This is a genomic window from Vibrio sp. B181a (genome assembly GCF_030248375.1).
Lineage (GTDB): Bacteria > Pseudomonadota > Gammaproteobacteria > Enterobacterales > Vibrionaceae > Vibrio > Vibrio campbellii.
On record NZ_JAHGAD010000101.1, the window covers coordinates 23,069 to 38,273 of the forward strand.

Below are 15,205 nucleotides of genomic sequence, written 5' to 3' on the forward strand. Positions count from 1 at the left end.
TAAAGTGATCTAAATCAATCACCCCAAAGGGCTATCTTGTTAGACTCCGCGTCAATGATGAGGAATTTTTTGTGCCTCAACACAACGAGTTATTAGCTATGCTTAGGCACGTAGTATTCGTGTGACAAAATCTAATAATAGCTAGCATAGGAAGTGCCGCAGGAAGCGGAAAACACACAATTCAATTTAGAATTCATAACTTTTAAATATATGAGGAATCTATGTCAGACGCAGTGAATAAAGCGCACTCTGATTCGGATATTGAGACTAAAAGCTACCGCGAGCTTCACCGTCCATCATCTGAGTTCGCAAGCCGTTCAGACTACCTAGACCACGAACTACAAATCATGAAGCCACGTCGTTTTGGCTTAAACTTGCCAGGTCGTGACTTCCGCTTTGAGCTTGAAGACCTTGTTCCAGCACTTGCTGGTACTATCGGTATTATCGCGATGTACTCTGCGGTGATGATGTCTTGGGCTGAAGGTCTTACTGCAGCATGGGACCACGTAAACTTAGGCAAAGATTTTGCAATCGAAGTTGCACGTGTAGAAATGCTTATCCCTGCACTCCTTTTCTGTGTACTTGCTTCTGGTTTTATTAACCCTAAAGCCAACCTTGCAGGTAACCACGGTCCAATGATCCCTCTTATTGGTACCATCGCTCTTGCTGGTGCTCACCCTCTTGCATTGGCAATTCTAATCGGTGTATTTGGTCTTCTACTTAGTGCCTTGAAAGGCGGCTCCAAGCTAGTAAACCTCACCTCAGAAGGTACAGCCGGCGGCTTGCTTATTTTCTTGGGCTTAACGGGTACCATGAGCCAAATCACTTCGATTCAAGAATGGGCGGTTGGTCTACAATCTTCTACTGTTGAAGCGGGCAGCATGGGTTATGTTGGTCTGATCGTACTAGCAGTGACTATCGCGCTCTACGCATTCCTTGCAAAAGTAAACAAGCGTTGGCTAGCAATCCCAGTGTGTGCTTTCACTGGCCTTGCAATCGCTTTAGTACTAGGCGCAGGTTTCGACATTAAATTCGTTACTGAAACAGGTCTTCCTAACCTAAACCCAGTTTACTGGTGGGGCAGCACTGAAGAAGGTTGGATGCTAGGTCTTCCTAATATGGAACACTTCATCGCATCACTACCGTTTGCAATCCTTGCTGTAGCGATGTGGTCTCCTGACTTCCTAGGTCACCGTATCTTCCAAGAACTGAACTACCCTAAAAAGACTGAAAAAGTACTGATGGACGTTGATGACACTATGACAATGTGTTCTATCCGCCAAATGGTAGGTACTGCAGTAGGTGGTGGTAACATCACTTCATCTTGGGGTACTTACATGATCCCAGCAGCGATCGCGAAACGCCCTATCCCTGGCGGTGCTATCCTTCTTGGTCTTCTAGTAATGATCATCGCAATCCTTGGTTTCCCAATGGATATCGCGGTATGGCCACCAGTAATGCGTGTTGCTCTTCTTGTAGGTGTATCTCTACCTCTACTTGAAGCAGGTATGCAAATGGTGAAAGACTCAAAAGATTCTCAAGCAGCAGGTATCTGTATCTTTGGTTCAGCAGTTGTTAACCCAGTTCTAGCTTGGGCACTGACGATGCTTCTAGACAACAACGGTCTAATTGGTGATAAAGAGCGTGCAGCTCGCCTGTCATTTGTAGACAAGATTGTGATCCCTGTAGGTGTACTTGTTATCTGTTTGGTCGCTATGCTTGCAGTAGGTATGCTAGAAGGACAATATGGCATTAAAGCTTGGCTATAATGACATTCGTTCAAAAATTGTGTGGGTAGCGCTTGTCGCTACCCAATTTTTATCGAGATTTTTTAGTATTTATTGATTTAGTTTAAGGTTTGCAGAATTTTTTTAGTGTAGCCTTGAATTGTGGTTGGGAAAAACCCACATTGTTAGCAGTGACAATATTTATAGTTTTATGACCCACATTTTCTTATTTAAGACTATACATATTGTTATTCATTAAGAGTGTACTGTTCTCCATCTAACAGTGGAGATAGCTGGCTCAACGGCGAACCAGTACGTATTTTTTTCTACTACAAAGGTAGGTATGTCATGGCAGAGCAATTTGCTAAAGCTTGGGAAGGTTTTGCTGCAGGCGACTGGCAAAACGAAGTAAACGTTCGTGATTTCATTCAGAAGAACTACACTCCGTACGAAGGCGACGAATCTTTCCTAGTTTCTGAAGGTACTGAAGCGACTAACAAGCTTTGGGCTAAGGTAATGGAAGGTATCAAACAAGAGAACGCGACTCACGCTCCTGTTGATTTCGATACTTCAGTTATCTCTACCATCACTGCTCACGATGCAGGCTACATCGAAAAAGACCTAGAAACTATCGTAGGTCTACAAACTGAAGCTCCGCTTAAGCGTGCAATCATCCCTAACGGTGGTATCCGTATGGTTGAAGGTTCTTGCAAAGCTTACGATCGCGAGCTTGATCCACAAGTTAAGAAAATCTTCACAGAGTACCGCAAAACGCACAACGCTGGCGTATTCGATATCTACACTCCAGATATCCTAGCATGTCGTAAATCAGGCGTTCTAACTGGTCTTCCAGATGCTTACGGCCGTGGTCGTATCATCGGTGACTACCGTCGTGTTGCTCTATACGGTATCGACCGTCTAATGAAAGACAAGCTAGCTCAATTCAAGTCTCTACAAGAGCGTTTTGAGAACGGTGAAGATCTACAAATGACTATGCAGCTTCGCGAAGAGATCGCTGAGCAGCACCGTGCACTTGGCCAAATGAAAGTTATGGCTGAGAAATACGGCTGTGACATCTCTCGTCCAGCTGAAACTGCACAAGAAGCAATCCAATGGACTTACTTCGGTTACCTAGCAGCTGTTAAATCTCAAAACGGCGCAGCTATGTCTCTAGGTCGTACTTCTACTTTCCTAGATATCTACATCGAGCGTGATATCGCTGAAGGTAAGATCACTGAAGTTGACGCACAGGAAATGATCGACCACTTCGTAATGAAACTACGTATGGTTCGTTTCCTACGTACTCCTGAGTACGATGACCTATTCTCTGGCGACCCAATCTGGGCAACAGAGTCTATGGGTGGTATGGGGCTTGACGGTCGTACGCTAGTTACGCGTTCAAACTTCCGTTTCCTAAACTCTCTATACACAATGGGTCCTTCTCCAGAGCCAAACATCACTGTTCTTTGGTCTGAGCAACTACCTGAAGGCTTCAAGAAGTTCTGTGCGAAAGTATCTATTGATACTTCATCAATCCAGTACGAGAACGATGACCTAATGCGTCCAGACTTCGAGTCTGATGACTACGCAATCGCATGTTGTGTATCTCCAATGATCATTGGTAAACACATGCAGTTCTTCGGCGCTCGCGCTAACCTAGCTAAGACTCTTCTATACGTTATCAACGGCGGTGTGGATGAGAAACTGAAGATCCAAGTTGGTCCTCAAATGCCTAAGATCACTGACGAAGTTCTAGACTTCGACGATGTATGGGGCAAACTAGACCACTTCATGGATTGGCTAGCTAAGCAGTACGTGACTGCACTAAACAGCATCCACTTCATGCACGACAAGTACAGCTACGAAGCTGCACTAATGGCGCTACATGACCGTGACGTTCGTCGTACTATGGCTTGTGGTATCGCTGGTCTATCTGTTGCAGCTGACTCACTATCTGCAATCAAATACGCGCAAGTTAAACCTGTTCGTGACGAAGATGGCGTAGCAATCGACTTCGAAATCGAAGGCGACTACCCTAAATTCGGTAACAACGATGCTCGCGTAGATGACATCGCTTGTGAACTTGTTGAAGTATTCATGAACAAGATTCGTCAGCTTAAGACTTACCGTGACGCAATCCCTACTCAGTCTATCCTAACTATCACTTCAAACGTGGTATACGGTAAGAAGACTGGTAACACGCCTGACGGTCGTCGCGCAGGTGCTCCTTTCGCACCAGGTGCTAACCCAATGCACGGCCGTGACGAAAAAGGTGCTGTAGCGTCTCTAACGTCTGTAGGTAAACTACCGTTTGCTCACGCTAAAGATGGTATCTCTTACACGTTCTCTATCGTACCTAACGCTCTAGGTAAAGATGAAGGTTCACAACGCGCTAACCTAGCTGGTCTAATGGATGGTTACTTCCACCACGAGTCTGGCATTGAAGGCGGTCAACACCTTAACGTGAACGTACTTAACCGCGAAACTCTAGAAGACGCTGTTAAGCACCCAGAGAAATACCCTCAGCTAACAATCCGTGTATCTGGTTACGCTGTACGCTTCAACTCTCTAACTGCAGAGCAACAAGCTGACGTAATCGCACGTACATTCACTGAGTCTCTATAAGATCAGCTGAATTAACACCCTGAGTGATAGAACAGAGGCCGATGCTGTAAAGCATCGGCCTTTTTTTGTTTCTTGAACTAAAGTTGTGACATTACGAAAGATTTTGTCTGTGATCTTCCGTATGATGCGCAAAAAGCTTGCAAACATAATATATGAAACTTAGTAAATTAATCGTCCTTGCTCTGCTGTCTCCAGCAGCTATTGCATCCACCAAGTCCACAGTCTCTTTCACTTTAGATAACGATGGTATCTTCGGCGTTGACCAAGATTACACCAACGGTATTTTCCTTTCTTACGCGACAGAAAAACTGCGTGAAGACGCAGAGTGGAATTGGCTCACACTTAATGACAACAGCCAAAGTAACGTAGACAAGATTGAAATCGTACTTGGTCACAAGATGTACACGCCAAGTGACATTGAAGCCGACTACCCGCTTGTTAACGATCGTCCTTACGCAGGCTACCTTCATACCGAAATCAACTATATCTTACTGACTGCAGATCAAGCCGTTCGCTATAACTTCACTATCGGTGCAACAGGTGAAAGCTCGTTGTCAGAAAAAGCACAGGAAATCGTGCACGGTATTACTGGCTCAACCGACCCGCAAGGTTGGGAATACCAGATTGATGATGAAATCGCATTCAGCGTAGGTTACCGCGCATTCAATAAGTTAATGCGCAGCGAAGGTGAAAGCACACAGTGGGAAATCACCAATGTAAACGACATTAATGCGGGTAACTTCCGTAGTGATGTTTCACAAGGTGTAATGTTCCGTTGGGGTACAAACCTAGCAAACAGCATCGGTGCGGCAAACATCAGTGTTGAAAGCCCATTCCACGCAAGTATGCTGGCTAAAAGCACCTCTAGCTGGTTCTTGTTTACCGGATTCGAAGGTCGTTACCGCTTTAATGACATCACCATCGAAGGCGATCGCTCTGGTATTCCTGAGCCATCAGATCAATACGATGTTACGCTACAAAACTGGCAAGCGAGTGCCGTCGCAGGTGCCACTTGGTACAACCAAAACTACGGCGCGAGTTTAACCTTTACCGTCAAAACACCAGACTATAAAGAAGCTCAAACCGACGTTTACGGTACTGGTTCCCTCTCTTTATTCGCCTTCTTCTAAAGAAAAACCCTCATACGGCGTGTGAGTTTTCATTCGCCGTTTTCTTTGCTCATTATCTCGCCAACGAAAATCCTGTTAGACTGTTTTAACCCTTCAATTTGTAATAAAATAACGGTCAGAATTTATTAAAAATGAGAGCAAAAGATGTCAACAACTGGTCGTATTCACTCGTTTGAGTCATGTGGTACCGTAGACGGACCTGGTATTCGTTTTATCGTCTTCTTGCAAGGTTGCTTAATGCGCTGTAAGTATTGCCATAACCGCGATACATGGGACACGCATGATGGCAAAGAAGTGACGGTTGAAGAGATTATTGCAGAAGCAAAAACCTACCGTCACTTCATGAATGCATCAGGTGGTGGCATTACGTGTTCTGGTGGCGAAGCAATGCTTCAGCCGGAATTTGTACGTGACTTCTTCCGCGCTGCTCAAGCTGAAGGCATTCATACCTGCCTAGATACTAACGGTTACATCCGTAAACACACTGATGTTATCGACGAAGTATTGGATGCGACAGACCTTGTCATGCTTGACCTTAAACACATGAAAGACGAGATCCACCAAGAGTTCATCGGTGTGTCTAACCGTCGTGTTTTAGACTTTGCTCGTTACCTACATAAGATTGGTCAAAAGACTTGGATTCGTTATGTTGTAGTCCCTGGCTACACTGACGAGCCAGAAGCAGCGCACATGCTGGGTGAGTTCATCAAAGATATGGACAACATCGAAAAGATAGAGCTTCTGCCATACCACAAACTTGGTGCACACAAATGGGAAGCACTTGGTGTTGAATATCCGCTTGATGGCGTCAACCCACCATCAAAAGAAACAATGGATGAAATCCAGTCAATTCTTTCCCAATACCACTCAAATGTGAAATACTAAGCGCATTAGGTTATTGAATAGATTTAAAATACCAGCAGCTTGCTGGTATTTTTTTACCTATACTTTGGTGTATGTGTCGTACAAACTAGTCGAACAAACTGATCGGCCTTGTGCCCTATCCAACTCATACTAGACGTATTAGGAATACTAAGTAGTAAGTAAAGCTTACAGGAATAGCGTTGGAATAACACATGGATTGGTTTAATTTCGTTTCGGTCATCATTGTTTGCTGGGTCGCGGTCGTTTATTGCCTTCCCGATTGGCGAAAAGTGGTTTGGCCTAAAATGGAGCAAGAAAAGCCATTCCAACATTTGGTCTTCGCAACACTCTTCTTACTAAGCATTCTGTGGTCTGCCCAGGCCGGTGTGAAAGAAGGGTTACAAATTCACTTTCTTGCGTTGACTACACTAACCATGATGTACGGTTGGCGAATAGCGTTTCTTCTCTGTATCCCTGCCATGATCGTCAATCACTTGATCCACGGCGTACCGCTGTTAATGTTACCAAGCGCATTGGTGCTTTCTGCTCTGGTTCCAATTCTTATCAGCTATCTTATCTTTTTGCTAAGTTATCAGTATCTTCCGCGCAATATCTTCGTTTTCATTTTTGTAGCGGGATTCTTCAATGGTGCGCTCACTGGTAGCCTCCATTTACTCGTTAACTCTTTTTACCACCTCTCTATCGGTCATTACGACTGGCAAACCATCCAACACAATTACTTTGTTTTTGTCCCATTGCTTGCCTTCCCTGAAGGACTTCTCAACGGAATGTCACTGGCTGTGTTGACGGTTTTCAAACCAGAATGGCTACGAGTCTTCTCAGACCGAGATTATATATACAACCATTACCATAAATAAGCTGTCATCGCCCGTTAACACAGCGTTTTTAAACTGGCTAAATTCAATAATTCTTGCCATTTTTCATATTAAATATGTGTTGAGATCATGTTTCACCTTCGTCCGAAACGTTAACCTAAGCACATTAAAAATGTATTAGATTATTTAGTGAGGTCATCATGGAAATGTCAAACGCTCAACGTTTGATCCTATCAAACCAGTACAACCTAATGTCTCAACTTGACCCTAGTAATGCGGCAAAATACAAGCGTCTACAAACCATTGTAGAACGTGGTTACGAGCTGCAAATGCGCGAGTTGAACAAAGATTTTGGCTGCATCACTGAAACTGAATGTCGTGAAATCATCGACATTATGGAGATGTACCATGCAATGCAAGAATCAAACAAAATGCTGGATGATGAAGAGCGCGGCAAAGTGGACCAACGTCGTCTGCAGTTCCTTGGCTTTGATATCGCAACGGAAGCGCAGCAAGTGCATTACGTACGCTTCCTAGTGGATTCAGAAGGTCTTTACCCTCAATTTGATAAAGCGGACCATCACTTCAATAGTCAAATGCCAATGCTAGACAAATACCGTCGCATGCTAAAAACTTGGCGCAACTGCCCTCGTCAATACCACTTGTGTGCAAACGAACTGGCGCAAATCTTTAGTGCATAATCCAGCAAGTATCTGAAAAGGAGAGCAAAGGCTCTCCTTTTTCTTTTCCCCTGTCACAATTCAGCCTCATTCGTTAAGCACGCTTAAGTCTTTCATTCTCTGTAACTTGCACACAAATCACTAATCTCAGTGATTCAAAGCCACATATCTGATTTCTATCGCTCCTATTCACAGCTCAAATTGTTAATTCTCTAAACAGTGATTCAAATGTCACTTTTGCAATAAATTCATAATTGTTAAGCAAAATTGGAAATCCCCGACTAGGCTTAAATTGAGAAAGGGAGTGATTGAAAGGAACTTATCCATCGTTCTTCGTTGCAGTGAAAAAGTGTCCATAAAGCAAAGTCTTTGGTCTTGTCTAGCTTGCCTTCAGTACAAACCAAACGTGATAACAGGACGTATAACTTCATACAACGAAGGGCATATCAAGGGTGGATAAGCCTGCGTCAACGTTCGTCGGTAGACTGACTAGTTAAAGGGGAAAGCGACATGAGTATTTTCGACCACTATCAATCAAGATATGAAGCTGCAAAAGATGAAGAGATGTCGTTACAGGATTTCTTAGCCCTGTGTAAAGACGACAAAAGCGCCTACGCTAACGCTGCAGAACGCCTACTTATGGCTATCGGAGAGCCAGAAGTCATTGATACTGCTCAAGATCCAAGACTGAGCCGTATATTCTCAAACCGTGTCATTTCGCGTTATGAAACCTTCAAAGATTTCTATGGCATGGAAGACGCAATCGAGCAGATTGTTTCTTACCTCAAGCATGCCGCACAAGGTTTGGAAGAACGCAAACAAATCCTATACCTACTCGGCCCTGTTGGTGGTGGTAAGTCATCACTTGCCGAAAAGCTAAAAGCCCTAATGGAAAAAATGCCCGTTTATGTGCTTAGCGCAAACGGCGAACGAAGCCCAGTTAACGATCACCCATTCTGTTTGTTCAATCCAACAGAAGATGGTGAGATTCTCAAGAAAGAGTATGGCATCGAGCATCGTTACCTACGTTCTATCATGTCACCATGGGCGGCAAAACGTCTTCATGAATTTGGCGGTGATATCACCAAATTTAAAGTACTGAAAGTTCGCCCTTCTATCCTTGACCAAGTGGCTATTGCGAAAACCGAACCAGGTGATGAAAACAACCAAGACATTTCGTCCCTAGTTGGTAAGGTCGATATTCGTCAGTTAGAGCATTACTCACAAGATGACCCAGATGCCTACAGCTACTCTGGCGCGCTATGTAAAGCGAACCAAGGCTTAATGGAATTCGTTGAGATGTTCAAAGCGCCAATCAAGGTGCTACACCCACTCTTGACTGCAACTCAGGAAGGCAACTTCAACGGGACAGAGGGTCTATCAGCAATTCCATTCGACGGTATGATTCTGGCGCACTCAAATGAATCTGAGTGGCAAACCTTCCGTAATAACAAGAACAACGAAGCGTTCTTGGACCGTGTATACATCGTGAAAGTACCTTACTGTCTACGAGTGTCGGAAGAAGTGAAGATCTACCAGAAACTGCTTGAAAACAGTGAGCTATCTAAAGCACCTTGCTCACCAAGCACACTCGAAACTCTGGCTCAATTCAGTATTCTTTCGCGACTTAAAGAGCCTGAAAACTCGTCCATTTTCTCGAAGATGCGCGTGTATGACGGTGAAACACTGAAAGACACCGATCCTAAAGCGAAGAGCTACCAAGAGTACCGAGATTACGCTGGCGTTGATGAAGGCATGAACGGTCTGTCAACCCGTTTCGCATTCAAGATCTTGTCTCGCGTATTCAACTTCGACCAAACAGAAGTGGCTGCAAACCCAGTGCACTTGTTCTACGTGATTGAACAGCAAGTAGAACGCGAACAGTTTCCTTCCGAGATGGCAGAGAAGTATCTTGAATTCTTGAAAGGCTATCTAGTGCCTCGTTATGTCGAGTTCATTGGTAAAGAAGTTCAAACTGCATATCTAGAGTCTTACTCTGAGTACGGCCAGAATATCTTCGACCGTTACGTCACCTATGCAGACTTCTGGATCCAAGACCAAGAATATCGCGACCCAGAAACAGGCCAACTGTTCGACCGCGCTTCTCTAAATGCTGAACTAGAGAAGATCGAGAAAACAGCGGGCATCTCAAACCCGAAAGATTTCCGAAACGAAATCGTCAACTTTGTGCTTCGTGCGAAAGCCAATAACAATGGTCAAAACCCAGTTTGGACCAGCTACGAAAAACTGCGCACGGTAATCGAGAAGAAAATGTTCTCCAATACCGAAGAACTGCTTCCGGTTATCTCTTTCAATGCGAAAACCTCTTCTGAAGATCAGAAGAAACACGACGACTTTGTCGCTCGCATGATGGAAAAAGGCTATACCGAGAAACAGGTTCGCCTACTTTCTGAGTGGTACCTACGAGTACGTAAGTCATCCTAACCAGTTTGAGTTAGGTCGCTTGTGAAACATGAAGAGGGCTATTTCATGGCGCAATTTATAGACCGAAGGCTCAATGGCAAGAACAAGAGCGCTGTTAATCGACAGCGCTTCTTGAAGCGCCATAAAGAGCAGATTAAAGAGTCGGTAGCTGACGCAGTGAATCGACGCTCGATCACGAACACGGAAACGGGCGAAGACGTCGCAATACCGCACAAAGATATTAACGAACCTATGTTTCATCAGGGTAAAGGGGGCGTGCGCGACCGCGTGCATCCTGGTAACGACCAATTTATCACTGGTGACAAAATCGAACGCCCGAAAGGTGGTGGCCAAGGCGGCGGTGCTGGTGAAGGCAATGCCAGCCCTGACGGTGAAGGCCAAGACGAGTTCGTTTTCCAAATTTCAAAAGATGAGTACCTCGATATCTTGTTTGAAGATTTAGAGTTACCAAATCTTGAGAAGAACCAAATTGCCAAAATCACAGAATGGAAAACCCACCGTGCGGGTTACCAAACCGCGGGTATTCCATCCAACATTGCCGTTGTTCGCTCGCTGCAGCAATCTCTAGCGCGACGCACGGCAATGACGGCAGGTAAGAAGCGCCTTCTTAATGAACTAGAAGATGAGCTTACTCGCATCAAAAACATCGAGCCCGCTCAACAGCTTGAAGAAAATCGTCTGAAGAAGGAAATTGAGGATCTGCGCAAAAAAATCGAAAGCGTACCCTTTATTGATACCTTCGACTTACGTTTCAAGAACTACGAGAAGCGCCCAGTGCCATCAAGCCAAGCAGTCATGTTCTGTCTAATGGATGTATCTGGTTCTATGGACCAAGCCACCAAAGACATTGCAAAACGCTTCTATGTACTGCTTTATCTGTTCTTAACGCGTACGTACGAGAATGTGGAAGTGGTCTTCATTCGTCACCATACCCAAGCGAAAGAAGTCGATGAGCACGAGTTCTTCTATTCGCAAGAAACGGGTGGCACGATTGTTTCGAGCGCACTCAAACTGATGAATGAGATCGTTCAAGACCGCTACCCTGTGGGTCAATGGAACATCTACGCGGCTCAGGCATCCGATGGCGATAACTGGGCAGACGACTCACCTCGCTGTCGTGACCTACTCGTCAATAAGTTACTGCCAAATTGTCAGTACTATTCATACATCGAGATCACTAGACGTTCCCACCAAACGCTATGGCATGAGTATGAAAAGCTTTCCGAAGCCTTTCCAAACTTCGCCATGAAAAACATCCGCTCTGTGGAGGATATCTTCCCAGTCTTCCGTGAACTATTCCAAAAAGAAAATGCGTAAGGGGGCTAGCGATGAATACCGCAACGACAAACCTTTCGGGGGAAGCCTCGAAAAAACGCAGAGAGAATATGCTGCCAGATGGTCCGGACTGGACGTTTGAATTGCTGGAGCGTTACCACAAAGAAATCAAGCGTGTGGCGGAGCATTATCGTCTCGACACCTACCCTAACCAAATTGAGGTCATTACCTCAGAGCAAATGATGGACGCGTACTCAAGCATCGGTATGCCCATCAACTACAACCACTGGTCGTTTGGTAAAAAGTTCATCCAAACGGAGCAGAACTATAAGCACGGCCAAATGGGGTTGGCTTACGAAATCGTGATCAACTCTAACCCATGTATCGCTTACCTGATGGAAGAGAACACCATCACCATGCAAGCACTGGTTATTGCTCACGCGTGCTATGGGCACAATTCGTTCTTCAAAGGTAACTATCTGTTCCAAACTTGGACCGACGCTAGTTCGATCATTGATTATCTTCTGTTCGCGAAGAACTACATTGCAGAATGTGAGGAGCGCTACGGTGTGCACGAAGTCGAACAACTACTCGACTCCTGTCATGCCCTAATGAACTTCGGTGTCGACCGTTATAAGCGTCCTGAAAAGATATCAATCAACGAAGAGAAAGCGCGTCAGGAAGAGCGTGAAGCTTATCTGCAATCGCAAGTGAATGAGTTATGGCGTACCGTTCCACAATCGAAAACCAAAGAAGAAGACATCAAAATTCGCTTCCCTAGCGAGCCACAGGAAAACCTGCTCTACTTCTTTGAAAAACACGCACCACTGCTTGAGCCATGGCAGCGCGAGATTGTGCGTATCGTGCGTAAGGTGAGCCAATATTTCTATCCTCAAAAACAAACTCAAGTCATGAACGAAGGCTGGGCAACCTTCTGGCACTACACCATCCTTAATCACCTTTATGATGAAGGTTTAGTGTCTGAAAAGTTCATTCTCGAGTTTCTGCACAGTCACACAAGCGTGGTTGCACAACCACCTTACAACAGCCCTTACTTTAGTGGCATCAACCCGTATGCGCTTGGATTCGCGATGTTCCGTGATATCAAACGTATCTGTGAAGAGCCAACAGACGAGGACAAAGAGTGGTTCCCTGAGCTAGCAGGCACCGACTGGCTGGAAGCGGTTCACTTTGCCATGCATAACTTCAAAGACGAGAGCTTTATCAGCCAATACTTGTCACCGAAGCTCATGCGTGATTTCAAGTTGTTTGCCATCAATGACGATGATCGTAAAAACTTCATCGAAGTTGCCGCCATTCATGATGAGACGGGGTACCGACGCATTCGTGAAACGCTGGCTGCGCAATATAACTTGGCGAACTTAGAGCCAAATATTCAGGTGTTTAACGTGGATGTCCGCGGTGACCGCTCGTTAACACTTCAATACGTCCCTCATAACCGCATTCCTTTGGATAACAGTTATGAAGAGGTACTTAAGCATGTGTATCGCTTGTGGGGCTTCGATGTGATTTTAGAAGAAGTGAAAGACACCGGACACAGAGAAATTCTCTCGACCTGTCCGAAACGTAATCAGTACGACACCAATATCTAACCGATACAGCTTCTAATCTACCGTAGATACAAAAAGGCTCCTCAATGAGGAGCCTTTCTAATTTGGAAATCAATACCAAGCTTATTGTGCTTGCTTAGCGACAATGGCTCGTACTGCTTCTAAATCTTCTGGTGTATCCACACCTGCTGCTGGCGCTTCTTTTGCCACTTCAACATGAATCTTTTCACCGTACCAAAGCACACGAAGTTGCTCTAGACACTCGATTTGCTCAAGTGCGCTTGGCTGCCAATTCACATAAGTATTGATGAAGCCAGCACGGTAAGCGTAGATGCCAATGTGACGCATCAATGGATTCGCGATGGTTTTGTCTTGCTTAGCAAAGTTGTCACGATCCCAAGGGATCGTTGCGCGACTAAAGTACATGGCATAACCACGCTCGTCCGCAACCACTTTCACCGCATTCGGGTTGAAGACTTCCTCTTCCGATTCAATCTCAACCGCAAGCGTTGCCATTGGTGCATCGCAACCTGCTAGGTTGTCAGCCACTTGGCGAATAATCGATGGCGGAATCAATGGTTCATCACCCTGAACGTTAACCACAATGTGGTCTGCAGGGATAGCCATTTTTTCTACCACTTCCGCTAGTCGCTCAGTGCCAGATTCGTGGTTTGGCGAGGTCATACAAACCTTGCCACCAAACTGCTCTGCCGCCGCCGATACGCGCTCATCGTCAGTTGCGATAATCACGTCTTCTGCGCCCGCTTGTAAGGCTTGTTCATATACCCATTGGATCATTGGTTTACCACCAATGTCTGCCAACGGCTTACCCGGTAAGCGGCTTGACGCGTAACGTGCAGGAATGACAACCGTAAAAGACATTAGCGTCCCTCGTCCATGCTCATGGTTCGTGCTTCTGGCTCAAGCAGAACAGGAATACCCTCTTTGATTGGGTAAGCAAGGCGATCCAGTTTGCAGATCAACTCTTGATTATCTTTATCGTACGTCAGCTTACCTTTGCACACAGGGCAAGCTACAATCTCAAGCAGACGGTGATCCATAAGTCGCTTTAACCTCTTTTATTCGATTTAAAATTCGTTCTGCATCGTTTGATTCAAACTGTGCAGAAACGGGCAGATACCACCAATTGTCTTGCGCATAACTGTCGCATTTGACGGCATCTTTTTCTGTCATAATCACATTCGCTCCTTGTTGAGCCAATGCTTGTAATTCTTGCTGGTCAAAGTCTTGATGATCGGCAAAGCCTTTCGTCACTTTGACGTCTGCATTCATTGCATTAAGTGTATTAAAAAATCGTGGTGGATGCCCTATCCCCGCAAACGCAACGAGATCACGTAATTCACTGACCTCGACTTGTTGTTTTGTCTTCAGGTTTATCGCCTTTGATGGCGCTAAAGACATTGGCATTTCGCCTTGCTGAGCTTGACCGCCATTCGTGATGATAAAGTCGACTTCAGCAAGACGCTCTACCCCTTCACGAAGTGGACCAAGTGGAATAAGGCTTTCATTGCCAAAGCGGCGATTACCATCAACGATAACGAACTCGATATCTCGCTCTAGAGCGTAATGCTGGAGGCCATCGTCAGTAATAATGATATCAACGCCAGTTTCAAGCAATGCTTTCACCGCATTGGCACGAACCGGGTCTACGGCGACAGGTGAACCAGTGCGGCGATAAATCAGCTTCGGCTCATCACCACAGTGTTTCGCTGGTGTATTGTCATCCAAAACCAGAGGATACTGCGGCGCTTTCGCCCCATAGCCACGAGACACAACGCCTGGTTTGTAACCAAGCTGTTTTAATTGCTCCACCAGCCAAACAACAACTGGTGTTTTACCATTGCCTCCAGCCGTAATGTTACCCACCACGACGACAGGCACTGGCGCTTTGTAAGCTTGTTTTTTACCTGATTGAAATTGTTGACGCTTAGACTTACTGATCGCACCAAACAACAAGCTCAGTGGCCACAAAAGCGGCCACAGCAGGTATTTGAGAGGATGGTTTTCGAACCAGATTTTTTCAACCACAGT

General features: G+C 45.3%; 12 protein-coding genes. 9 read left to right on the top strand and 3 right to left on the bottom strand.

Annotated features, from left to right (window positions below; translation table 11 throughout):
• Nucleotides 1–221 precede the first annotated feature (221 nt).
• From KIO97_RS25200 to KIO97_RS25240, 9 genes are all read left to right on the top strand, one after another.
• Nucleotides 222–1,769, top strand: coding sequence for a DUF3360 family protein (locus KIO97_RS25200; protein ID WP_038892562.1), 1,548 nt, complete (start codon nt 222–224; stop codon nt 1,767–1,769).
• 306 nt (nt 1,770–2,075) lie between these two features.
• Nucleotides 2,076–4,352 carry a formate C-acetyltransferase gene (gene pflB / locus KIO97_RS25205; protein WP_043883438.1) on the top strand — a complete coding sequence of 759 codons (2,277 nt, stop codon included), beginning with the start codon at nt 2,076–2,078 and terminating at the stop codon, nt 4,350–4,352.
• 152 nt (nt 4,353–4,504) lie between these two features.
• On the top strand, nt 4,505–5,482 hold the full coding sequence (locus KIO97_RS25210) for a lipid A deacylase LpxR family protein (RefSeq protein ID WP_285384281.1): 978 nt from the start codon (nt 4,505–4,507) through the stop codon (nt 5,480–5,482).
• A 144-nt stretch (nt 5,483–5,626) separates the two neighbouring features.
• Nucleotides 5,627–6,367 carry a pyruvate formate lyase 1-activating protein gene (gene pflA / locus KIO97_RS25215; protein WP_228174897.1) on the top strand — a complete coding sequence of 247 codons (741 nt, stop codon included), beginning with the start codon at nt 5,627–5,629 and terminating at the stop codon, nt 6,365–6,367.
• A 191-nt stretch (nt 6,368–6,558) separates the two neighbouring features.
• The gene (locus KIO97_RS25220) at nt 6,559–7,224 is read left to right on the top strand and encodes an energy-coupling factor ABC transporter permease (protein ID WP_012127402.1); all 666 of its coding nucleotides are present in this window, start codon (nt 6,559–6,561) and stop codon (nt 7,222–7,224) included.
• A gap of 158 nt (nt 7,225–7,382) precedes the next feature.
• The gene (locus KIO97_RS25225) at nt 7,383–7,883 is read left to right on the top strand and encodes a YfbU family protein (protein WP_005534010.1); all 501 of its coding nucleotides are present in this window, start codon (nt 7,383–7,385) and stop codon (nt 7,881–7,883) included.
• 489 nt (nt 7,884–8,372) lie between these two features.
• Complete coding sequence (locus tag KIO97_RS25230; protein WP_005431706.1) at nt 8,373–10,307, top strand: PrkA family serine protein kinase; 1,935 nt, start codon at nt 8,373–8,375, stop codon at nt 10,305–10,307.
• Nucleotides 10,308–10,352: 45 nt separating this feature from the next.
• Nucleotides 10,353–11,624 carry a YeaH/YhbH family protein gene (locus KIO97_RS25235; RefSeq protein ID WP_038891573.1) on the top strand — a complete coding sequence of 424 codons (1,272 nt, stop codon included), beginning with the start codon at nt 10,353–10,355 and terminating at the stop codon, nt 11,622–11,624.
• Nucleotides 11,625–11,635: 11 nt separating this feature from the next.
• Nucleotides 11,636–13,195 (top strand): SpoVR family protein, encoded by a 1,560-nt coding sequence (locus KIO97_RS25240; protein ID WP_285384282.1) that lies wholly within the window; start codon nt 11,636–11,638, stop codon nt 13,193–13,195.
• Between the two features lie 81 nt (nt 13,196–13,276).
• Here the strand turns inward: KIO97_RS25240 and kdsB are convergent, their stop codons facing one another.
• Genes kdsB through lpxK form a run of 3 tightly spaced genes read right to left on the bottom strand, consistent with a single transcriptional unit; the run spans nt 13,277 to nt 15,202 of the window.
• Nucleotides 13,277–14,035 (bottom strand): 3-deoxy-manno-octulosonate cytidylyltransferase, encoded by a 759-nt coding sequence (gene kdsB / locus KIO97_RS25245; protein ID WP_038891570.1) that lies wholly within the window; start codon nt 14,033–14,035, stop codon nt 13,277–13,279.
• A complete protein-coding gene (locus KIO97_RS25250) occupies nt 14,035–14,214 on the bottom strand; it encodes a Trm112 family protein (RefSeq protein ID WP_005378451.1) in 180 nt (59 codons plus the stop codon). Before KIO97_RS25250 ends, kdsB begins: the two co-directional genes overlap by 1 nt.
• The gene (gene lpxK, locus KIO97_RS25255; RefSeq protein ID WP_285384283.1) at nt 14,195–15,202 is read right to left on the bottom strand and encodes a tetraacyldisaccharide 4'-kinase; all 1,008 of its coding nucleotides are present in this window, start codon (nt 15,200–15,202) and stop codon (nt 14,195–14,197) included. The genes KIO97_RS25250 and lpxK overlap by 20 nt, the downstream gene beginning before the upstream one ends.
• Between the last annotated feature and the right edge of the window lie 3 nt (nt 15,203–15,205).